Annotated in this window: 17 protein-coding genes; 7 read left to right on the top strand and 10 right to left on the bottom strand. The window is 48.0% G+C overall.

Annotated elements, in window-relative coordinates; all coding sequences use genetic code 11:
- Nucleotides 1–39: 39 nt before the first annotated feature.
- Both C3B51_RS05075 and C3B51_RS05070 read right to left on the bottom strand, forming a co-directional pair.
- Nucleotides 40–1017, bottom strand: a complete 978-nt coding sequence (locus C3B51_RS05075; RefSeq protein ID WP_130244375.1) for a 2-hydroxyacid dehydrogenase — start codon at nt 1015–1017, stop codon at nt 40–42.
- Nucleotides 983–1498 (bottom strand): glutathione peroxidase, encoded by a 516-nt coding sequence (locus C3B51_RS05070; protein ID WP_046003774.1) that lies wholly within the window; start codon nt 1496–1498, stop codon nt 983–985. The genes C3B51_RS05075 and C3B51_RS05070 overlap by 35 nt, the downstream gene beginning before the upstream one ends.
- A 132-nt stretch (nt 1499–1630) precedes the next feature.
- Here C3B51_RS05070 and C3B51_RS05065 point away from each other — a divergent pair, with 132 nt between their 5' ends.
- A complete protein-coding gene (locus C3B51_RS05065) occupies nt 1631–2515 on the top strand; it encodes an NAD(P)-dependent oxidoreductase (protein WP_130244374.1) in 885 nt (294 codons plus the stop codon).
- Nucleotides 2516–2581: 66 nt separating this feature from the next.
- Here C3B51_RS05065 and C3B51_RS05060 read toward each other — a convergent pair whose 3' ends face one another.
- Nucleotides 2582–3928 (bottom strand): dicarboxylate/amino acid:cation symporter, encoded by a 1347-nt coding sequence (locus tag C3B51_RS05060; protein WP_125718901.1) that lies wholly within the window; start codon nt 3926–3928, stop codon nt 2582–2584.
- 178 nt (nt 3929–4106) lie between these two features.
- Between C3B51_RS05060 and C3B51_RS05055 the strand changes: the two genes are divergently transcribed.
- Together C3B51_RS05055 and topA are read left to right on the top strand one after the other, a co-directional pair.
- Entirely contained in the window at nt 4107–9062 is a 4956-nt protein-coding gene (locus C3B51_RS05055) for a hypothetical protein (RefSeq protein WP_130244373.1), read from the top strand.
- Nucleotides 9063–9315: 253 nt separating this feature from the next.
- Nucleotides 9316–11958 carry a type I DNA topoisomerase gene (gene topA, locus C3B51_RS05050; protein WP_130244372.1) on the top strand — a complete coding sequence of 881 codons (2643 nt, stop codon included), beginning with the start codon at nt 9316–9318 and terminating at the stop codon, nt 11956–11958.
- Nucleotides 11959–12028: 70 nt separating this feature from the next.
- Here topA and C3B51_RS05045 read toward each other — a convergent pair whose 3' ends face one another.
- Entirely contained in the window at nt 12029–12277 is a 249-nt protein-coding gene (locus C3B51_RS05045; RefSeq protein ID WP_125718907.1) for a hypothetical protein, read from the bottom strand.
- A gap of 219 nt (nt 12278–12496) precedes the next feature.
- On the opposite strand from C3B51_RS05045, the gene C3B51_RS05040 reads away from it, so the two are divergent.
- From C3B51_RS05040 to C3B51_RS05030, 3 genes are read left to right on the top strand one after another with little or no spacing between them, the layout of a single operon-like run.
- Nucleotides 12497–13987 (top strand): alpha/beta hydrolase, encoded by a 1491-nt coding sequence (locus tag C3B51_RS05040; RefSeq protein ID WP_130244371.1) that lies wholly within the window; start codon nt 12497–12499, stop codon nt 13985–13987.
- A gap of 1 nt (nt 13988) precedes the next feature.
- A complete protein-coding gene (locus C3B51_RS05035; RefSeq protein ID WP_130244370.1) occupies nt 13989–14723 on the top strand; it encodes an ABC transporter ATP-binding protein in 735 nt (244 codons plus the stop codon).
- Nucleotides 14720–15856 (top strand): ABC transporter permease, encoded by a 1137-nt coding sequence (locus C3B51_RS05030; RefSeq protein WP_125718913.1) that lies wholly within the window; start codon nt 14720–14722, stop codon nt 15854–15856. Before C3B51_RS05035 ends, C3B51_RS05030 begins: the two co-directional genes overlap by 4 nt.
- A gap of 71 nt (nt 15857–15927) precedes the next feature.
- Here C3B51_RS05030 and sbnB read toward each other — a convergent pair whose 3' ends face one another.
- The 6 genes from sbnB to C3B51_RS05000 all read right to left on the bottom strand — a co-directional run bounded on the left by sbnB (nt 15928) and on the right by C3B51_RS05000 (nt 21650).
- A complete protein-coding gene (gene sbnB, locus C3B51_RS05025; RefSeq protein ID WP_130244369.1) occupies nt 15928–16929 on the bottom strand; it encodes a 2,3-diaminopropionate biosynthesis protein SbnB in 1002 nt (333 codons plus the stop codon).
- A 13-nt stretch (nt 16930–16942) separates the two neighbouring features.
- Nucleotides 16943–17920 (bottom strand): 2,3-diaminopropionate biosynthesis protein SbnA, encoded by a 978-nt coding sequence (gene sbnA, locus C3B51_RS05020; RefSeq protein ID WP_130244368.1) that lies wholly within the window; start codon nt 17918–17920, stop codon nt 16943–16945.
- Nucleotides 17917–18333 (bottom strand): ParB N-terminal domain-containing protein, encoded by a 417-nt coding sequence (locus C3B51_RS05015; RefSeq protein ID WP_125718919.1) that lies wholly within the window; start codon nt 18331–18333, stop codon nt 17917–17919. Before C3B51_RS05015 ends, sbnA begins: the two co-directional genes overlap by 4 nt.
- Before the next feature lie 36 nt (nt 18334–18369).
- Nucleotides 18370–18978 carry a LysE family translocator gene (locus C3B51_RS05010; RefSeq protein WP_130244367.1) on the bottom strand — a complete coding sequence of 203 codons (609 nt, stop codon included), beginning with the start codon at nt 18976–18978 and terminating at the stop codon, nt 18370–18372.
- A complete protein-coding gene (locus C3B51_RS05005) occupies nt 18965–19735 on the bottom strand; it encodes a formyltransferase family protein (RefSeq protein ID WP_165389114.1) in 771 nt (256 codons plus the stop codon). Before C3B51_RS05005 ends, C3B51_RS05010 begins: the two co-directional genes overlap by 14 nt.
- A 586-nt stretch (nt 19736–20321) precedes the next feature.
- Nucleotides 20322–21650: an anti-phage deoxyguanosine triphosphatase gene (locus C3B51_RS05000; protein WP_130244365.1), complete on the bottom strand. Its 1329-nt coding sequence runs from the start codon at nt 21648–21650 to the stop codon at nt 20322–20324.
- Nucleotides 21651–21950: 300 nt separating this feature from the next.
- On the opposite strand from C3B51_RS05000, the gene C3B51_RS04995 reads away from it, so the two are divergent.
- The gene (locus C3B51_RS04995; protein ID WP_130244423.1) at nt 21951–22775 is read left to right on the top strand and encodes a glucosaminidase domain-containing protein; all 825 of its coding nucleotides are present in this window, start codon (nt 21951–21953) and stop codon (nt 22773–22775) included.
- The last annotated feature ends 1 nt before the right edge of the window (nt 22776 follow it).

The following is a 22776-nucleotide window of genomic DNA, read 5'->3' as shown; positions in this document are numbered from 1 at the left end:
CTGGCGATGCCAGGCTTTTTTGTAGGTATCAGAAATTAATCAAACCTGATTTTCCAGCGTCTGTCCCGTGCGAATGGCATTGAGGTTAGTCACTGTGGTGTGGGCGATTTCGGTTAAGGCTTCTTTGGTGAAAAAGCCCTGATGCCCTGTGATAAGTACATTCTGGAAGCTTGCCAGGCGCATAAAGACATCATCCTGTATGACTTCATCGCTGCGGTTTTTAAAGAACAGTTCAGACTCCTGTTCATACACGTCCAGACCAAGATAGCCGAGTTTTCTGGATTTTAGCGCGCGGATGCAGGCCTTGCTGTCTACTAGCGCACCGCGGCTGGTGTTGATCAGCATCACGCCTTGCTTCATTTTGTCAAAAGCCGCGTCGTCGATCAGGTGGTGGGTGGCTTCTGTCAGTGGGCAGTGCAGGGTAACGATGTCGCTTTGCTCAAGCAGCATATCCAGAGAAACCTGGGTGTAAGAGCCTTCTCCGATATTCGGGTCGTGCACTAGCACATGGGCACCAAAGCCGTTGAGAATAGCAACCAGGGCCTGGCCAATTTTACCACAGCCAATGATACCGACGGTCTTGTTGTGCAGGTTAAAGCCCAGTAAACCATTGAGATCAAAGTTGTCTTCGCGGACCCGGTTGTAGGCTTTATGGGTTTTACGGCTCAGTGTCAGCATCAGGGCAATACAGTGCTCAGCCACGGCTTCAGGGCTGTAGGCTGGCACGCGTACGACTTTAATGCCCAGGGCGTGGGCCGCTTCGATATCGACATTGTTAAAGCCTGCACAGCGCAGCGCGATACTCTGAACGCCCAGCTCAGCGAGTTCGGCCAGCACATTGGCATCAACCTGATCGTTCACAAATACGCAGATGGCATCAAACCCTTGCGCCAGTGCGACGGTTTTATCATTCAGTGCTTGCTCAAAAAATTCAAACTCAATATCAGGAAACTGGGTAAGTGCATGCTCAAAAAATGGCAGCTCATACTTTTGCGAACTGAATAGGGCGACTCTCATTGGACACTTGACTCTCTATTATCGATTTTAAGGTTTCGGGTTTTGTCCTGGGTGCATAACGGGACAACAATACGCCCTCTGAGTTTACTAAAAACTTAGTAAAATTCCATTTAATCGCGCGGTTTTGCGCTATTCCTCGGGTGTTTACCTTGAGGTAATTAAAGAGTGGGTGAGCATCAGGCCCATTCACCAGGACTTTTTCCGAGATATGAAAGCTTAAATTGAAATGCGACTGATAAAACTCTCTGAGCATTTCGTTTTCCAGCGGCTCATTGCGGCCAAACTGATGGCAAGGAAAGGCAATGATCTCGAGTCCCATTGGGTGGTACTTTTTGTAGAGCTTTTCCAGTGCACTGAGTTGAGGGGCAAAACTACACTTGCTGGCAATATTAACAATCAACACCGGTCTGCCTTGTAAGGACCTGAGCGCCAGCGTCTCGCCGTTAAGTAGTTTCACGCTGAAACGATATATGTTCTCCATCCTGTCAGGCTCCTTGATGTTTTTTCTTTTTAATCACTTGATTCATAGCTGGTATTTTTCATTTGCCATGCTTAGATGGCTCAGGTATAACAACTCCATCTTTCTAGCTTAACAGCCAAATAGGACAAATTTATGTCAGTCAAAGTCGCATTCATCGGATTGGGGGTGATGGGGTATCCCATGGCCGGTCATTTACAGCAAGCGGGTCATCAGGTGACCGTTTACAACCGCACGACCACTAAAGCACAGCGCTGGGCGCAAGAGTATCAGGGCGCCTTTGCTGCAACCCCCAAAGAAGCAGTAACAGAAGCAGAATTGGTCTTTATGTGCGTGGGCAATGATGATGACCTCAGATCTGTGGTGTACGGCGATGAAGGGGTTTTGGCGGGCATGAAACCAGGTACTGTGCTGATAGATCATACGACCACGTCAGCAAAAGTAGCGCGCGAAGTGGCCGAGCGTGCTGCTGCTCAAAACGTGGCGTTCCTGGATGCGCCTGTATCGGGTGGTCAGGCCGGGGCAGAAAATGGCGTACTGACGGTTATGGTGGGCGGCGATCCTGAAGTCTTTGAGCGTGTGCAGCCTGTAATGGCTGCATTTAGCCGCTTTAGCCAACTGTTGGGTGACGTAGGCGCTGGTCAGCTGTGTAAAATGGTCAATCAAATCTGTATTGCCGGTGTGGTGCAGGGGCTGGCAGAAGGGCTGCACTTTGCGAAACAGGCAGGACTGGACGGTGAAAAAGTGGTAGAGACCATTGCTAAGGGGGCAGCAGGCTCCTGGCAGATGGAAAACCGCTATAAAACCATGCTCGCTGGCGAGTATGACTTTGGTTTTGCCGTCGACTGGATGCGTAAGGATTTGGGTATTGCGCTGGACGAAGCGCGCAGCAATGGTGCATCACTGTCACTGACTGCTATGGTTGACCAATATTACGCGGATGTTCAGGCACTGGGAGGCGGTCGCTTCGATACTTCCAGTTTGTTGGCTCGTCTGGATGCAATTCACGATAAAAAATAACCTGTTAAATGGGCATTAAAAAAGGCAGGGCGCTCAGACGGCCTGCCTTTTTGTTTATATATTCAGTTAAGCCTTTTTAGTACGCTTCTCTAAATCCATGTCTTCTTCAAGGTCTTTGGCGGCATCAGCGTCGTTAAACACATCAATATCCAGCTCACCTTCGGATTTAGCAACCACACAGGTGACCATACAATCGCCGGTTACATTCACCGCGGTACGGGTCATATCCAGCAGTCGGTCAACACCCATGATAATGGCAATGCCTTCTACCGGCAGGCCAACCTGATTCAGTACCATGGCCAGCATAATCAGGCCCACGCCCGGCACGCCCGCTGTGCCAACAGAGGCCAAAGTGGCGGTCAGAATCACCATAAGATAGTCACTCAGGGTTAAATCTACGGCGAAGACCTGGGCAATAAACACGGTTGCAACACCTTGCATAATGGCGGTGCCATCCATATTGATGGTCGCACCGAGCGGGACTGTGAAAGAGGCCACTGAGTTATGGGCACCCAGTTTTTTCGTCGCCGTTTCTAACGTAACCGGCATAGTGGCACTTGAGCTTGAGGTGCTGAATGCAAACATGCAGGCATCTTTCATCTTGGCCAGGAAAGTGAGTGGGCTCAGACCAGTCAGAACTTTGAGCATAATGCTGTAATTAACAAAGGCATGGATCAGCAGGGCAGCAACCACCACCAGGAAGTATTTACCTAACTCAACAATCAGGTCCATTTCGATGGTAGTGAACAACTTGGCCATCAAACAGAACACACCGTAAGGCGCCAGGTTCATTAGCAGGGTCACCAGCTTCAGTACCACAGTGTTTAAATCTTCGAACACCTTGGCACAGCGTTTACCCGCGTCACCACTCAGCGCCATGGCAATACCGAACAACAAGGCGAAGACAATCACCTGCAACATTTTGCCACTGGCCATTGCGTTGATTGGGTTAGTCGGGAACATCCCGATGATGACTTGTGCAAGCGTTGGAGCTTGCTGTGCATCAAATGTGGCCGTTGTCGGGATGGCTACGCCACCGCCCGGGCTAACCAGCAATGCCAGTGAAATAGCAACAGTGATAGCGATGGCTGTAGTAGATAAATAAAGTAAGATGGACTTGCCACCCAGGCGACCCAATTTTTTGGGATCGCTCAGACTACAGGTACCGACCACTAAAGAAATAAAGACCAAAGGAACAACCAGCATCTTTAAGCTGGCAATAAAGATCTGACCGCCTATATGGAATAATCCATCGACAAAAAAGCCCTTGATAGGTAAATCGAACAGGCCCAGCGGGATGGCAACTTCAGGCTTATCGCCCAGAATGGTTTGTATTAACAGACCCAGAATAACACCCAATACCATGCCCAGCATGATACGAGTTGTTAGGCTCATTTTTTTGTTGTGTGACATAGCCTTTGACATCGTCCTAACGCTTATATTTTACAAAATCGCTATAGCCTAACAGGATAGTTGAAGATGAACAGAAAAAATCGATGACGGCCGCCAAAAATTTGTGATTTTAGATCCACAATTGGGTTAACATGGTGAAAATAACTCAAAATTATTAGATTGCAAGGGAGAATCGAAAATGTCTCTGATGCGCTGGTTTAGTATTACTTTGCTCAGCTTGCTGATGATCGCCTGTGGTGGCGGTGGTTCGATTGAAAAAGACACCTCGGGAGGTGGCGGAACAACGACCGATTATGACCTGGTGCTCAGTACTAGCTCCGAAAGCGGTGGTAGTCTCAGTATCAGTAACCCCATTACGGTCACGGCAAAACTCACCAATGATGGCGCACCGGTTGCCAATAATCTGGTGAAATTTAGCAATGACGAATTCTCAGATTTTGCCTCGGTCAGTTCACAACTTACCGACAGCAACGGTGAAGCAAAGGTCACAATTATTGCCAATCGCTTAGCCGGCGCAGGCACTATTTCGGCTACCGCTGATATAGGCGAGAGTACCGTGAGCGGCTCGGTTCCGTATGCCGCTACCGGAGACGGGGGCATTCAAATTGCAATGAGTATTACCGGCTCGGATGGCCAGCCCATTGATGCAAGTAACCCCATTTCTGGTGCAGAAATTGCGACTGTGACCGCAATTTTGACCGACAATGGTACGCCTTTATCAGGTCAAGTACTTGAGTTCTCAAAAGAAGTAGACAGTGAAGACTTGTTAGTCACCAATGGCAACTCCAATGTCCAAACCGACGCAAATGGGGCGGCGCGTCTGATTATTGCTGCAACGGACAAAGTTGGGGCAGGCTATGTCCAGGTCAAATACAATGAAGATATCAACGCACGTATTGGTTTTGAGTCGGCGGGTAACCCGTTTTACGACAAAGAAATCTACGATTTGAGCGTGCAGCTGGTTGATGCCACAGAGCAAGCATCAAGCGAACTTTCGCTGGCCAACCCATTGAGAGCTAAGATTCAGCTGACCTTAAATGAACAGCCGATTGCCAATGCACAAGTTGCAGTGTCTGTTGAAGCCAGTGCGCGCTTTGCTGAGCCAACTGAGTCGGTCATAACAAACGCCAATGGTCTGGCCGAAATACAGTTTTTTGCAACTAAAACAGCGACCGTTGCGCAGCAACTCGATGCCTTTACGGCAATCTATACGGCAGATGGGGAAGAGGTCGCAAGAACCGTTGCCAACTATGTGGGAGCAGGTGATGGTGGCATTCAAATGACAGTCGATGTTTTGGATGCTGAAAACAATGAGATAGACAAAGACAACCCGCTGAATGTTGGTAATGATGGTTTCTTAAAAATCAACTTAACAAGGGACGGTCAGCCTCTCGTGAATCAACTGGTGACCGTTAGCGAATTGGTGCTGGCTAATATTACCGACGGCGGTAGTGCGGTAACTGACAGCAACGGAAACGCAGAACTTATCCTTAGTGTCAACGACTCTCGCGGGTGGGAACAGTTTACGGTTACTTACGAAGAGCCCGGAACATCGAATCAGATTGTCAGCTCGGGTCGCTATTATTCGAATGGCATTGCAGCCGGTGCCGGGATCCAGCTAACCGTCAGTGTCCGGGACCCGCAGGGAGATGCTATCAATGAAAGTAATCCGCTGAGTGCAGAGACCCGAGGTAAGGTAGTGATTACCCTGATGGAAGATGGTCAGCCGCTAAGCGATGAACTGGTAACTGTTTTGGGGGGCTCAAAGGCAGTCACTTCACCCTCTGATGGTGTAATAAATACCAACGCAAGTGGCGTGGCGGAAATTGACCTTATTGCCAATAAAGAAGAAGGGTGGGCGGAAGTGACCGCCTCATTTGGTGATGGTGGTGCAGCGGTGGTAAAAACCGCCCGATATTACTCAGATGGCGACCCAAATTTTGGTGACAGTGGTTATCAGTTGACGCTGGTCGGAAAAAACAGCCAAGGCCAAGATTCAAACTCGTTATCAGCACAAATGCCGCTGACCATAGAAGCGCGTTTGACATTTAATGGTAGTTTGCAGAAAAACCAGAACATTCAAATGAGTGTGAATGAGTTTGGTATTTTGGATCCCGCGTCGGGCTCGGTGCTGACCAATGATGCTGGTGTTGCCACTATTCAGTTACTGGATAACTCTGTTTCAGGTGCTGGCCGTGTTAGTGCAAGGTATGAAGCGAATACAGGAGAAGTCGTTACCCAGAACTTTAATTTCAACAGTGCAGGTGATGGTGGTGTCAATATCTCCATAGTGAGTATACTTGACCGTGATGGAGATGAAATCTCCACTCAGCTATCCGGCAACAATAAACTAGGTGAAGACCACGATGGTATAGCGACCTTACGGCTGATCGAAAATGGTGAACCTCTGGCTGGAAAGTTAGTGACCTTTACAACGGATTCAGTTGCAACGATGAACCCTCAAAGTGGCCGTGCTGTAACCGATGAAAATGGCCTGGCCAGTGTTGATCTACTTGCGACCTCCACGTCTGGGATCGGTGAGGTGTATGCTGAGTACCTGACATTCTCCACGCCTCGCGTCACCTTTGCCTCTGATGGCGCAGTACTCGTCGATGAGGGTGAGTATAAAATGGTTGTCCGTTTACTGATCAACTGTAGTGATGATTGGGACAGTAACCGGGACACAACGGGAATCACAGATGCAGACTTGGCAAAATGTGACGAAGTGACCAACGTCCCTTCAACTGAACTGGCCGAAGTGTACGTGAAGTTGACACCCACATCGAACCTCAACAACGGTATCCAGAACGCTATCGTTAGTGTACAAACCAACAAAGGTCAAATATTGCCCTCTTCCGGGCAGGTTCTGACGGACCAGCAAGGTGTGGGCTTATTGAAACTGCAACCCGGAGATTCCGGTGGCGCAGGCACAATTACGGCAACCTATTTAGGAGAAGTGGATACCAAGAATTTCTCGGTTGGTATTCAGGATCTGTATTTAAGTTTGAGCAGTGAACTGGATTCCGATGATGGTCGTGATAGTTTGTCTGCCGGGGACAGTTTTATTCTGACGGCAACGATTTTTACTGATGAGGCGGATCCGACTAACTCAGTTTATACCCAACCTGTTGACGTAGAATTCACTTCGACCTGTGCTGATGAAGGGCTTGCAACGATAGATGGACAAGTGCGCTCCAAAGCGGGTAAAGCATCTTCCACATATCGTGCTCAGGGTTGTAGCGGTAATGACACCATTGTTGTAACAGTGACTTCGGGTGGTGGGGTCAACGATCCGGAAAGCTATGTGTTTACTGTTGACGATGCCCCGGTACAAGCTATCCAGTTTATTGATGCTTCTAATGCCTTTATTGCGCTACCACCTGGAGTCGGGGCAACCCCAACCACTTCGACAGTGAGATTTAAATTGTTGGATACGGATAACAGACCCTTGAAGCAAAAATATATTGAATTCAGGCTGGCCGATCTGACGGGCTCTGCTGAGCTGACCAATTACAGAGGCAGTACCGATAGCGAAGGGTTTGCACAAACAACCGTTCAGTCCGGGGTTGTACCAGGTGATATTGTTGTTGAGGCCTGCTATATCGCAGATGATACTATCGAGAAATTTGCTCTGAACAATCAATTTCCAACTTGCTGGCAGTCTGTCATTGATCAGTGTACAGCAGACGATACTCACCCAAGGTGTAAGCCTATTCAAGAGAATGCAGGATATACATTTAAACTCATTAGCTCTGCAGAACCCGAAGACAACATAGAAGATCCGGTTAATGCTGTGTCTTCAGGGATTGTGCTCTCTTCCGGTGTACCTGACCAAAACAGCTTTGATATTGCGGCTGATAACCTGGTATTGAATGCGCTTAATTCTGTGGGTGTTACCACTAATATCACGGTCTTCTTTGGCGATCAGTTTAACCAGTTAACTGGAGACAACCTGGTTGCGAGTGTGACCGCAGAAGCAGGTGTAGTTGGCAGTATAGATGGCGCCGGTGGCACACCATCATATCAGTGTGCAATTGTTGACGGCGTGTGTACTGTTCAATGGCGAAAACAAGGAGATTTTCCCTATAATGATACAGCGACGTGGCAAAATTCCATCGGACATGTCTGCGACACTTATAACGGTAATCCTGTTCCTTGTATCAATGGGTTTCCGAGTGAGTATGACTATAATAATGATGGCACCCCAACACCTGTGGTCAGAGGTGGACGGGTCACTGTCATGGCAACCGCGAAAGGGCAAGAGAGCTTTATAGATAAGCCGAGCGGTGGTGGTGTCATCCGTAAAAACGGACGGTTTGATGAAGGTGAGTTTTTTAGTTCGTTCGACTTGCCTGAAGCATTTGTTGATCACAATAAGAATGGTAATTTTGATGCAGTAGACTGTAGTGACAATGCGCAAGCAGATAAGTGCGAGTTTGGTACCAGTACGGGTGGTCACAATGAAACCTATCTGGATGCTAACAATGACTTTGCCTATACCGTAGCCGATGGTAAATACAATGGTTTGCTTTGTGGTGAACAGGCTGAAAAAGATAACCTGTGTTCCAAAGATTTAGTGGACGTGCGCCGAGATCTTGAGCTGGTAATTGCCGGAGATGTGCCTTATGTCAGATTTGTGGTGAACAAGAACCATATTGGAGGAAATACAGTGGCTTGTTCGAATACCTTTCCGGACCCAGCAGATCCAGGCGAAACAGTGGAAGTGCCGATAAACGGTATGTTGGCTCTTGAGGCGACAGAGGATGACAATTTCTGTGACATAGGTGGTATCGATCTTAATGCCTATGGTGTGCCAGATGCGCCTGCTACAGGGACTGAAAAAGTTGAAATAGAGATTTATTACTCGGATATTTTCGGCAATGCATTGCCAAATGGCACTACTGTGAGTATCACGGCAGACAATGGTGAAGTGGCAGTTCAGGAAGTGGACACCAAAGTGAGTGCTGCTGAACTACATGGTATCAAAAAGGCAGTTGTCACAGTTTCCAGAGAAACGGCAGCGAACAGTAAAAAAACAGGCAATTTAACAATAACGTTTACGATTCCTGCACCAGTTGATGGGCAGAACCCGACGATTGTTTCTAAATCAATACCTGTTCAGGACGCCGGTTAAACCTGCTAAAAAAGGGCCAAATCACTGGCCCTTTTTCTTTACCCCTTGAAATTCCTTTTATATCCGCTATATTCGCCCTTTCCATCAAGCAATCTATGCGCCTGGGTAAATTAACAGCAGCAATTGTTCATAAAATCACTGCTTGGCGAAAAGATCGAATGAAAAGCTTGTAACAATAGGTATTTGTGGATATACCTATATTTAATCGCGCCCAATGAAGGGCAACAACCAGACAGAAGTCAAATAGGCAGCTATGGGCAAATCGCTAGTAATCGTAGAGTCTCCCGCAAAGGCAAAAACTATCAATAAGTACCTGGGTAAAGACTACATTGTGAAATCCAGTGTCGGTCATATCCGTGATCTTCCTACCTCGGGCGCAGGCAAAACCAAGGGCCTGGCAACTAAATCTCCTGCTGAAGTGAGAAAGATGTCACCTGAGGAAAAAGCTGAGTACAGAAAAAAGAAAGATTACGCGAACCTGGTTGCCCGCATGGGGATAGACCCGGAAAAAGGCTGGGAGCCGCACTATGAAGTGCTGCCCGGCAAAGAAAAAGTGGTTCAGGAGCTGGCTAAGCTCGCAGAAAATGCCGACACCATCTATCTCGCAACCGATTTGGATAGAGAGGGAGAGGCCATCGCATGGCACTTAGAAGAAGTGATTGGTGCCGATGCAAGCAAATACAAACGTGTAGTATTTAACGAAATCACCAAAAATGCCATTACTCAGGCGTTTGAAGCACCGGGCCAGCTAAACACCGACATGGTGTACGCGCAGCAGGCACGTCGCTTTTTAGACCGAGTAGTAGGTTTCATGGTGTCACCTTTGTTATGGCAAAAAGTCGCGCGTGGCTTGTCTGCAGGCCGTGTACAGTCTGTAGCAGTTCGTTTGCTGGTAGAGCGTGAGCGTGAAATCAAAGCGTTTATCCCGGAAGAGTTTTGGGATATTCATGCCGACACTGCGTTAGCTGAGCAGGACGTTCGTTTTGCCGTGACCAAGTATCAGGGTGAGGCATTTAAGCCGCTGAATGAAGCACAGGCCAATAAAGCGGTCAGTGAGCTGCAAAAAGCACAGTATCAGGTTGTTAAGGTCGAAGAAAAGCCAAGCAAGAGTCGCCCCAGTGCGCCTTTTATTACTTCGACTATGCAGCAGGCCGCCAGTACTCGCCTGGGTTATGGTGTTAAGAAGACCATGATGCTGGCACAGCGTTTATACGAAGCTGGTTATATTACTTATATGCGTACCGACTCAACTAACTTATCGAATGATGCGGTTGAAATGGCACGTGGCTATATTCAGGACAACTTTGGCGATAAGTATCTGCCAGGTGCACCGATTAAATACAGCGCAAAAGATAACGCCCAGGAAGCGCACGAGGCGATTCGTCCGTCAGACGTAAACATTCTGTCTGGCCATGTAGAAGGCGTAGATGCCGATGCTAAGAAGCTCTATGAGCTGATCTGGCGTCAGTTTGTTGCCTGTCAAATGACACCTGCAGAATACGATCTGACCAATATCACGGTCGGTGCGGGCGATTACACGCTGAAAGCACGCGGTCGTGTGTTACGTTTTGACGGTTGGACACGGGTGCAGCCAGCAGTACGTAAGAAAAACGAAGAAGAGCAGGCACTGCCAGCGGTTGCCGTAGGCGATACCGTGCAGTTGCAGGCGCTGGATCCAAAACAGCACTTTACCAAGCCACCGGCACGTTTCAGCGAAGCAAGTTTGGTTAAAGAGCTTGAAAAGCGCGGCATTGGCCGACCGTCAACTTATGCGTCTATTATTTCGACCATTCAGGACCGTGGCTATGTGCGAGTTGAAAACCGCCGTTTCTACGCCGAGAAAATGGGCGAAATTGTCACCGATCGTTTGATCGAAAACTTCGACGAGCTGATGGACTTTGATTTTACCGCCAAAATGGAAAATCGTCTGGATGAAATTGCCGAGGGCGAGCGTGTCTGGACGCAGGTACTGGATAAGTTTTACGCTGACTTCTCGAGTCAGCTAGAACTGGCAGGTAAAGATGAAGCTGAAGGCGGGATGCGTCAGAATGTGATGGTTGAGACCGACATCGATTGTCCAACCTGTGGTCGTAAAATGGGGATCCGCACCGCGTCTACCGGGGTATTCCTGGGCTGCACGGGCTACAACTTACCGCCAAAAGAGCGCTGTACTACCACCATGAACCTGATCTCGGGTGATGAAGCGGTTGATGCCGATGTTGAAGATGCAGAAACAGAAAGTCTGAGACAGATGAAGCGTTGTCCTAAGTGTGAAACGGCGATGGACTCTTATCTGATAGACGAAAAACGTAAGTTACACGTCTGTGGTAATAATCCAGGTTGTGACGGCTACTTAATTGAAGAGGGCAGCTTCAAGATCAAGGGTTACGACGGCCCGGTGATCGAGTGTGATAAATGTGGTTCAGACATGCAGCTTAAGTCTGGCCGCTTTGGTAAGTACTTTGATTGTACCAGTGAAGACTGTAAAAACACGCGTAAATTGCTGAAAAGCGGTGAGCCTGCGCCACCAAAAGAAGATCCGGTACACTTGCCAGAATTACCGTGTGAGAAATCAGATGCCTACTTTGTGCTGCGTGATGGTGCATCGGGTATTTTCTTGGCGGCACATACTTTCCCGAAATCACGCGAAACGCGTGCACCGAAAGTGGCCGAGTTGAAGCGCTTCAGAGATCGTATCTCGCCTAAGTTTTACTATCTGGCAGATGCGCCTGAGCAGGATGGCGATGGCAACCTGGCTGTTGTCCGGTACTCGCGTAAAACCAAGTCACAATACGTGATGACAGAAGTCGATGGAAAAGCCACTGGCTGGAAAGCGACCTATGTCAATGGTAAGTGGGTTGAGGAAGAGAAAAAGCGCAAAAGCGCAAAATCTTAAGCATGCTTTCGGTTAGCGTGTAACCGATAACAAAAAGGCCAGCAATGCTGGCCTTTTTCGATCTCAGAGATCAGATGTCGACTTCTGTCACGGCCATGTAGCCGCCGGCAGAGAGCTCCTCGTTAACACACTGCAAAACGTATTGACGTAGCGCATCGGTTGCTACTTCGTCATCCTGAGCCCATTCAACACACATTTGTGTCAGCTCAGCAACTAAGCTGGCTGGTGCACTTTGTAGTTGCGTATCGTCAGCAACGACTGAAGTTGAAGTTAAAGTAGCGGCTAAAACGCAGCTCGCCAGGGCTGAAAATAGTTTCATTGATGTTTCCTTTTGTGTTTAGTGTAACGTTTCGTCACAGTGAATTTTTAAACTAAAACACAAAAAAAGAACAACGAAATAAATCACTCTTAAAGATAAGTGAATGTGATTAGGGGATTAATCGAATGTTTTTGATTAGGGAACTGCTTTTCTAACAATGATATACTTGGGCCACATAACGTATCCAATGCCCGCAGGGGCGTAAAAAAGGACGATACAATGATAAAAAAACGTGGACATTTGCGTACACTGTTCAGGCAAAGTGCGATTGCTTTGGGCCTGCTCAGTAGCGCAGGGAGTTACGCTGGCAGTCCAGACACAGTCGGTCTGACGCCTTGCTATACCAAGGGGCTGGCAGACAGGCTAATGTGCGGCAGTGTTGAGCAGCCCTTGTCGACAAACAATAACAAAAAAATCAGCATACATTTTGCGGTGATCCCGGCGATTAAGCAGGTGCACCCAACTGAGGCCATTATGGCATTTGCCGGCGGCCCAGGGCAGTCGGCCATTGAGGTTGCCGCTGTATTTGCGCGCGTGTTGCGCTATGCCCGAGAAGAGCGGGATATTATTTTGGTGGATCAACGCGGTACAGGAAAGTCTACTCTGTTGCAATGTGATATGGAACCTCTTGAAGCGCAGTTTGCCTTTAATGACGATGCGCTGCCCATTTTTGAATACAGCCGGGAAGAAACCCAAAAGTGTAAAAGCAAACTCAATACCGACTTGAGTCACTTTACCACCGTTGCCGCCGCCAGCGATTTTGAAGCGGTCCGCAAGGCGCTGGGTTACCAGAAGTTACATCTGTTTGGTGCTTCCTATGGTACACGTATTGCCCAGGAGTTTATGCGCCGCTACCCACAAGCAGTGGCCAGTGCCACACTGGATGGGGTCGTGCCGATGCAGCAAAGCTTAGTTGCTATTGGCGACGCCATTGATGATTCATTGCAGGCCATTTTTAGTGACTGTGCCAATAAAGCGAATTGCCGCGATCAGTACCCGCAGCTGGAACGGCAATATCAAACGCTGCTAACCCAGCTTGAGGCGCAACCTGCCAGCGTTCAGGTACCACACCCGAGAACCCACAACACCATCCCACTGATACTCACGCAGAGCAAAGTACGCTCAGCCATCCGTATGGCGCTTTACAGCCATACCACCCGTGCCTTGGTGCCGCTGGCCATCAGCGAGGCGGCAAAAGGCAATTATTTACCTCTGGTCGGGTTGATGGGCAGTGATTCCGGGTTTGGCTCGTTGGCGATGGGCATGCACAGTGCGATTGTTTGCGCTGAGGACTGGCCGCGATTAACGGAGCAAGCAAGAGCGCGTTTTTCAGCGAGTTACTTTGGCCGCATGATGATTGAATCCCTCGATGCCAGCTGCCCTGTCTGGCAGGTTGCACCCGTCGGAAAAGATTTTTATCAGCCGCTCAGCACAGACATTCCAACCCTGTTGCTATCTGGCGGACTCGACCCCGCGACGCCTCCAGGCTGGGCTGAGCTGGCTATGGTCAAGATGAAAAATGCCCGGCATCTGGTTGCTGAGCAAGCAACCCATGGCGTGGCCGCGCAAAGCTGCGCCGATAAACTGGTTGCTGAATTCATTAACCAAGGTAAGCCCGAAGAACTGGATGCCGGCTGTCTGGAGAAAACCGCCATCAGACGCTATTTTATGAACCCCAATGGCCCCGCAGTGGTAAGCCAGGAGCCATAACATGATCAAAGTACATAATCTTAAAAAACAAATTGCATCGGTAAATGCGCTGGACGGACTGAGCTTCAGCGCCGAAAACGGCCAAATCACCGGGCTACTTGGCCCCAATGGCGCAGGTAAGACGACGTGTCTGAGAACGGTATTTGGATTGTTACAGGCCGATCAGGGCTATGCCGAAATTGATGGGGTGAAGGTGCACGAAGATCCCATGGCGGCCAAGCAGCAGCTGGGGTTATTTCCCGACCCCTGTGGCCTGTATGAGCGACTGACGCCCAGAGAGTACATTCAGTTTTATGCGCAGCTAAGCGGCATGGACAAGTCGCAAGCCCAGACAGCCACAGACAAAGTTATTGGGCAGCTAAAAATGGCGGACATTGCCGACCGTCGCTGTCAGGGATTCTCTCAGGGGCAGCGGATGAAAACCGCACTGGCTCAGGCCATTGTTCACCAGCCACGCAACATCATTCTTGATGAACCAACCCGCGGCCTGGATGTCATGAGTACCCGCGTGTTACGCGAGTTGCTACTAATGCTCAAAGCGCAGGGGCACTGCGTGTTATTCTCCAGTCATGTGATGCAGGAAGTAGCCGCATTGTGCGACCACGTTGTGGTGATGGCTAAAGGTAAAGTGGTTGCGCAGGGCACACCACTGCAACTATGTGAGCAAACGGGTAAAGCAAGCCTGGAAGAAGCGTTTATCGCGCTGATCGGCAGCGACGAGGGGATAGCAGCATGATGAAGCAAATTACTATCTTGTTTAAAAAAGAGCTGCTGGATGCGTATCGTGATAAGCGCTCGGTGATGGCCGGACTGTATTATGCCTTTGGTGCGCCGATTGTGATGTGCTTGCTGTTTTCGGTTCTGCTGCAGCAAATGGCGTCGCCAGAGGCCTTGAAAATCACCATTTCAGGTGCCGAGCGCGCGCCAAATCTGGTGCAGTACCTGGACAGCGTCGATATAAGCCACAGCGATGATGCCGATGCGAAGCCGATCCGCCTTGAAATAGACGCTGCTTATCAACAGGATATGGCGACAGGTCGCAGTGCTACTGTGGTGATAGTGGCAGACAAGTCTGACAGCAAGTTGATCAAGTCGGTCCGCCGACTGGAAACGGCGTTGCTCAGATACAACAGCGAAGTGGCCGGGCTGCGGCTGGTAGCGCGCGGTATCGACCCGGGTCTGATGCGTGCACTGGATGTACAGACGCAGGATCAGGCCACGCCCGATGCAAAGGGCGGGTTATTTCTTGGTATCGTTACTTTGTCTATCATCATTGCGATTTTTTATTCAGCTATGAACCTGGGCATTGACACCAGTGCTGGTGAGCGTGAGCGTAATTCACTGGCGCTGCTGCTCAGCCACCCCATCAGTAGTGTGCAGATTGTGCTGGCCAAGGTCGCTGCGATTGCCGCTTTCTCGATTCTCGGACTGGCATTGGTACTGGTGGTGTCAAAATTTGCCTATGCCATGGTGGCCTGGGAGCAACTGGGCTTTAGCATTACCCTGGATCTGCGTTTTATTTTGGTCAGCCTGCTCATCGGGATCCCTATTGCGCTGATGTCGGCAAGTATGCTGATTTTTGTCTCTTTTATGGCCAAGTCGTTTAAAGAAGCACAGTCTTACGTCACTATGGTGCTGATGGTACCCGTCGGTCTGAGTATGATGACCAGCTATGATATCGCCACAGAGACCATCCAGTGGTTGCCGATTGCCGCTCAGCAATACGCGATGATAGAGCTGATCAAGGGCAATGCCTTACCGCTGGCACCATTGGGGCTGGCTTCAGTGTTGACGCTGGCATTGTTTGCGCTGTTTACCTACCTGAGCAGTAGAATGCTGAAAAGTGAAAAAGTGGTGTTCGGGTTGTGATGGCCGGGTGCGTTGCGATAATGCAAGCGCAGATCACGCCAAAGTATCCAGGTACTTTGGCGTGACAGGTTTTATGCCTGAGTGTATGGAGTCGGGAAGAAGTCGTCCATTTCACACAGTGCCTCGTTTGGCGTATCCAGATAGATCTGATAGCCAAGCATGACATCGAGGATCCCCATGCCAAAAGGAGAGTAAATCCGCGCTTTATTGAAATCCGGTTTTACCTGGTTTTTGATAAGGTCCACGATATTGCCAGCCATAAAAGCACGGTTTCCTGCTTGCTGCTCTGCTAGCTGTAAGGAGGTATTGGCTTTGATTGCATGGTCCACATCATCTGCGAAATTCTGGCCTTCCAGAATAATATCTGCGGCAATATCTCTTAAAGACATATGAATGATTGTTGGCTTATGCGCGACCAGTGCTTTATCTTTCACATAAGGTGTGATGGCAGAAGTCGCAAATAAAATCATATCAGCACGCGCGATGTCAGCAATATCATCACTGCTGGTTGTAGTGATGTGGGTAAACTTGCCACAGAACTCAGCTGCTCTTTGTTTATCAAGATCAATCACCGTCATGGCGTCAATTGTCCAACCCGTTTGTTCGAGTAAAGTGACAATGGTGTGTGCAATTAGACCGCTGCCAACCACTGCGAGATGTTCAATTTTCCCTGGTGTTGTGTGCAGGTATTTAGCACCCAATACCGCTGAAGCTGCGGTCCTGAATGATGAAATTTGCGACCCTTCCAGACAAGCGATTGGATAGCCTGTTTCGCGGTCATTGAGCAAAACTACGGCAGACGCTCTGTCCAGTCCTTTTTGCAGGTTACCAGGGAAGCTGGCTATCCATTTAATACCAGAAACGGGCGCAGTGTCTGATTCAATTGAAGCCGGTAGTGCGATAATGCGATTTTGTGGTTGATCTGGGTAGCGTAAAAAGTAGCTATCCGGACAAACGGTCTGACCTTGAGCGAATTGACAGTAGCAATCAGCAACACTGTCGAGTAACTTTTCACCGTGATTATTTAGCCATTGAGAGACTGCGTTGGCGCCAATAACCTTAAAAGTTTTCATAAATTATATTCCTTTAATAATCTGCTTGTACAAGTTGTTCTGGGTGTAGCGAGACGTGTGGAAAATGCTCGTTGATCCAGTGAGGTGAATACAGTGTGTTTAGGTAGCGTTCGCCCAGATCCGGGGCAATGGCGACCACGGTCGCGTTATTGGGGATCTTGTCTGCATATTGCTGAACGCCTGCGAGCACGGTGCCTGTGGAGCCACCGAATAATAAGCCTTTGCGAGCCAAAGAATGGCACATTGCGAGGGTGTCAGGTTCGGGGATCCGGATGATGTCGTGAAAGTGTGAAAGACGGCTAATGGGTGGCTCTTTGCTGGCACCCAGCCCTGGAATTCTGCGTTTACCGCTCGAGCCGCCAAATGTGATTGAGCCGACTGAATCCACAGCAATGATCTTAGTGTTGGGCATATTGCGTGCGAAAAACTGACTGATACCACCGAGTGTGCCTGTGGTACCTGCACCGACAAAGACATAATCCAACTCCGGAAATTGTCGGGCGATAGATTTCGCCGTGGTCAGGTAGTGGGCTTCGATGTTGTCGATGTTTTCGTACTGGTTAATCCAAATCAATGATTCATCATACTGGCACATTGCCCGAATTTTTCTAATTCTGCTATTGAGATAGCCACCATTTTCGTCTTTATTCGTCACTTTAATAATCTTGGCACCATAAGCTTGAATCAACCGCTCCGAACTGGGCAGGATATTAGGATCGACAACGCAGTTAAATTCGTAACCTTTCGCTGCACAGATAATGCTTAACGCAACCCCCAGATTACCTGAGGAGCTTTCAATGACCCTGCTGCCCGGTCTCAGCTTGCCCTGAATTTCGAGTCGGTTAATCATTTTTAGTGCCGGTTTTATTTTGATCGATCCACCAATAGACAAGCCTTCTATTTTTAAATAGAGATTAGCATTTGCAAGAATAGAAGGCTCTTTTACAAAGACTTCGTCCATCACCAAGTCCAGATGGGATTGATAGATCATGACACACCTCCCATTAATATCTCGATTGGTAACTCGTAAGCCAAAGGAAGTGAAAAGTTTAATTTGTGCTTGGTCGATTTTTTGGTAAACAGTTTCCCCGCAAGTGCCGTGGATATCACCTGAGATTTGTCATAATGTTCACCATCTCGCCAACTAGACAAGGTGATCGCTGGGCTATTGTAGTCAATCATTAAACAGGGGATCTGTTTAAGTTTCAGAGTTTGTGCTGCGCTATACCTGTGATGGCCATCCAGGATCACATTGGTGTGCATGTCGATTAGCAGAGGGTGGGTCCAAACCCTGTTTTCAGCAATTCGATTTGCCAAATAATTGGCGTGCTTCTCACAATGCTCCTCGGAAGGAAGCAGTGACGAAATAGATTTTAAGCCAAGTTTTAACTCTGGCGTATTCATAGGGTGTTCTCCGAATTCCTTGGTAGATAACAGTGACTATAGTGCGGTGTAAACTCCAACAGAGGCCAAAATTACACCGGGTAAAAAGTCGAGTATTTTATGTTTAAATCTATTTTTTAATTGAATACTGCTGAGTAAACAGTAAAGGAAGTTAAAAAATGTCGCGCCTGCGCAGAAAATTAAACCAAGTACGATGATAAGGTAGCTGTCTGTTGCGCCCTGAGGTATAAACTGAGGAAGAAAAGACAAAAAGAATACACTGACCTTTGGGTTTAGTGCGCTAATAATAAACCCGCGCGTAAAATACTTTGAGCCTCGTACGGGGGCAGGGGCTGACGTTTCACTTTTCTGATCTTTTTTCAATACTTCATAAATAATGCTAATCCCCATCCATACCAGATAGGCTGAACCAAGATATTTTACCGTGTTAAATAAAACCGGGTTCCCCGTGATAATTGCTGAGATACCCACAAAAGTGATAAATACATGAAACAAATAACCCGCAAACAAGCCTGCAATACTAGGGATGGCTGCTTGCCAGCCTTTATGTTTGTGGTTGCTGATCACGTAAAGTACATCTGGGCCAGGTACTGCATTGATAACTAAACTGGTTGTTAAAAAAAGGGCCAGATTAAGCTGCTCCATATGTCTCTCCTTGTGATTGTTTTATTGCCAGAAATGCGCGTGCGGCTTGCTGGCGTTTTTGTGTGGTGAATTGTTTGGCTAGAAATAAGGGGCCAAACTCTTTTTGTGACTTAGCATCGGACAATGAGAAGCAGTTATGTTGAGTACAATAATTGCTGAGAAGTTCAAAAGCAGCATGATAAGAGGCGGCTTTCACTGCCCAAATAGAGGGCTTGCACCAAATATTCTGCAGTGCTTTTGTCTCAATAATATTGCCTTTGTCGATGCCACTATTGACATAATGTATTGTCGCACCGGCAGCTGCTTCTGCCTGCTCGGGGGTTGCCGCCAATAGGTATTGCTCAATGGCATACATACCACGTGCATGTGGCAACACCGCAGAATGTGCATTGATAATCCGTTGTTCGAATGTGTCTATCCACCAGTCGCTCAGTATGCAGTCAAGAAAGATTGCTGCGCATTTAAATGACTTGTCGGCAAGTATTTCACCCTGAAGCTCGTTGTCATTAAAGTCACTGACAACCCGTAGGTTAGACACACTAAAACAGTGTTTTTCGGGCACACCAAATTCGTTGATCATACAGAGTTCAGCTTCAGACAATCCACCATATGCTTGGTTGAAGTGCTGAAGCGCATCGTCACTTAACTCGGTTTTACCTGCATGCGCTGTATGCAGTTCATCCAGTGCCTGCAAGTTGAGTTGGTAATTGTTTCTGATGACGAAAACAAGGTTATCAAATCGATTGTTCATTGCCATCTTTTCAACCAGATAAGCAGTATGAAACAACGCTTCAGTTAGCACGTAAAGTGTTTTCATTGTCTAGTCCTTTATTACTATTACTTATATTTGTACCCATATATGAAGTTGTCGGCATTGTCGTTATTAGTCCTCACCTTGTCAATATGTGTTTTAATTTGTGTTTCTTGTTGTTAATTTTGATTTGTTTTTATTTTATAAATGTTTTAGTAGTATCAATAGTGATGATATGTGTAGTTTTATTCCACTGACTCAGCTTGGGTAGGACATAATAACCCATTATTGAATAACTCTTACTTTTTTAAGTTTTTGTTATATATTGCTTTTGTCTTTTTTTGTTCAGGTGGGATATTTTTGGATTGATTTTTAGACTAATGAAAAATGCTGGTTGATGAATTGTGGTTGCGGAAGGTGAGTACGTAATTTTGATTTCAGTTTTGATTGGTTTGTTTAATTTATGTTTCTTAAGAGGTGTTTTGTGCTCTTTTTCTATACAGAAAAAATATGGCACAGACTTTCATTCTTTATTACTAGCTTTGACGGGCCCCATGGTTCAGGGCCGTCAATCGTCAAATTTGTTTGTAGCTCATATATGTGGTCCGCTTTTCACCGGGGCCTGCATCGGGCTGTTGCCGAACAGGCGCTGATAACAGCGACGAGCATATTCGTCCGTCATGCCCGACAAGTAATCTGCCAGCACCCGCATTTGCGCGGTATCATCTGTTGCCTCGGTGTAGTGGGCTTGAGTGGTATGGGGTAATAAGCGTAACGGGTCGCTCTGGAACGCGCCAAATAAATCGATCAGCATATTCTGGCCGCTAAATTCAATCTGCTGCATCTTGGGGTCGCGAATAAGCCTTGAAAAGACAAAGTGTTTTAACACACCTAAAATGGCTTCAAACTCATCCGAGAGCTTTACGGTATGGCGCAGCAGAGGGTCGCTGAAAGCGGCATCCTGAATAACCAGCTCGCAGTTAACGATAAACAGATTTACCAGTTCGCCAATCACATCCTTGCGCAGCGATTCATCGTGAGAGAACAAGCGTTCACTGATACTGTCCAGGTGCTTATCCAGCCAGGGAGAGTCTATTTTTTGCAATTCGGGCAGGGCATAGCGCTGCCACTCCCGCTCGCTCAGTGTTTCAGTGGCGATGGCGTCTTCCAAATCGTGTACCGCGTAGGCGAAATCGTCGGCATATTCCATGATGGCACTGTCGAGCGATTTAAAACGAGTCTTGGCTTTGTATTCATTCACGGGTGTCTGGCTTTGCAATAGCGAGCGATCTGCAGCGCTGAACGGCTGAAGGATCCAATCCAGCACGTCTTTATCACACTGATAGATGCCTTTGGCGGGCAGCCATTGTTGAGTATAGATAAAACGCTGGTTGGGGTCGGGTTGTGGGTGGCAGAGCCATAACTCATCAATTAAAGCCGGGTACTTAATAAAGCCGAGTAAAGTGCGGCGAGTCAGATTCATTCCGTACCCTTTGGAATAAGGTTCCAGTTTAGTCACGATCCGTAGCGTTTGTGCGTTGCCCTCAAAGCCGCCATGGTCGCGCAGCAGATAGTTTAGGGCGATTTCTCCGCCATGGCCAAAGGGCGGGTGGCCGATATCGTGCGCCAGGCAGATAGTTTCCATCAGGCTGGAGGAGGGAAACCAGGTAAAATCCGGGTGCTGAGTTCTGAGGTGTCGCAATAACCCCGTTCCTATCTGAGAGACTTCCAGTGAATGGGTTAAGCGTGTTCGGTAAAAGTCATTAACACCGATACTCATAATTTGCGTTTTTGATTGCAAGCGCCTGAAGGCTGCCGCATGAATGATCCGGGAGCGGTCAATCTGCCAGGGTGAGCGGTTGTCATTGGGGCGATATTTTTTCTGGTCCAGCTGTCTTTGCTGCCATGGAGACTGGCTCATAGGTGTCCTTTATTAAACGCGTTACTGTGTTCAGTATATCTACTGAGTGTGCAGGGAAAAAGAAAAACTAATCAAAGCGCTAGGTGAATTTTTTGATGTTCAGCCAGAGGCGGCTACGATAGAATGCAGAAATTCGCGTTCAGTGGTAAATTTTGGTATCATTGTCCGCTAATTTGAAAATGAAAGAGCAAAGTACAGCAGGGTTATTCTGTTAGGGATCTTCAGAAAACCTGCGAAGTCACACCATTTTTCGGGTGTTTTCAGCACTTTGAATTGGTAGTTGGTACTAGTGTGAGGAGAATCATGCGTTTACTAGTTAAAATTATTATTGCCGCGATTTCAATATTTGCGGTTCTGTATCCATTTATCGTCAAACCCCCAGCCCCGACTGAACCTGCGCCCGAACCGGAAGTGACCGTGACGAAACCTCAGGTTAAAGAAGTGGAAAAGCCACTGCACAAGGTAAAGTTGCCGGAGTTTGGCAAAATTCGTGATATTGCCACCAAGAAAAAACGTTTCTTTGATTTCATCAAGCCACACGTTGAAGCGGAGAACGAGCTGATCTTGCAGCAACGTGCCAGCATTGAAATTGCACTGATGATGCTGCAGTTTGAAGAGCCACTGAGCGACATTCAGCAGCAAAGAATCGAACAGGTGTTCAAACTCTACAAAATAGAGGACGAGACCATCTCTGTTGAGAATCTCAAGCGGGCGCTGCGTAGGGTAGACATTATCCCCAAAGAGCTGGCGCTGATGCAGGCGGCCAATGAATCGGCCTGGGGCACATCCCGGTTTGCGCGGATCGGGTTGAACTTTTTTGGTCAGTGGTGTTATCGAAAGGGCTGCGGGATGATCCCAAAACGCCGTGACGATGAAGCGGCTCACGAAGTGGCTGCCTTTCAGTCAGTTCGGGCATCGGTTAAGTCGTATTTTAGAAACATCAATACCCATGATGCCTATAAAGACCTCAGGGCCACACGCGCTCAGCTGCGTGCGCAGAAAAAGCCGATTGAAGCCACGGCATTGACCGCAGGACTCTTGTCATACTCGGAGCGTGGCGTGCATTATATTGAAGAACTTAACGATATGATCAGACATAACAAGGCTTATTTTGATGAAGAGTAGG

The organism is Pseudoalteromonas rubra, from assembly GCF_004212645.1.
Classification (GTDB): Bacteria; Pseudomonadota; Gammaproteobacteria; order Enterobacterales; family Alteromonadaceae; genus Pseudoalteromonas; species Pseudoalteromonas rubra_G.
This window is presented reverse-complemented; position numbering and strand designations above follow the sequence as displayed.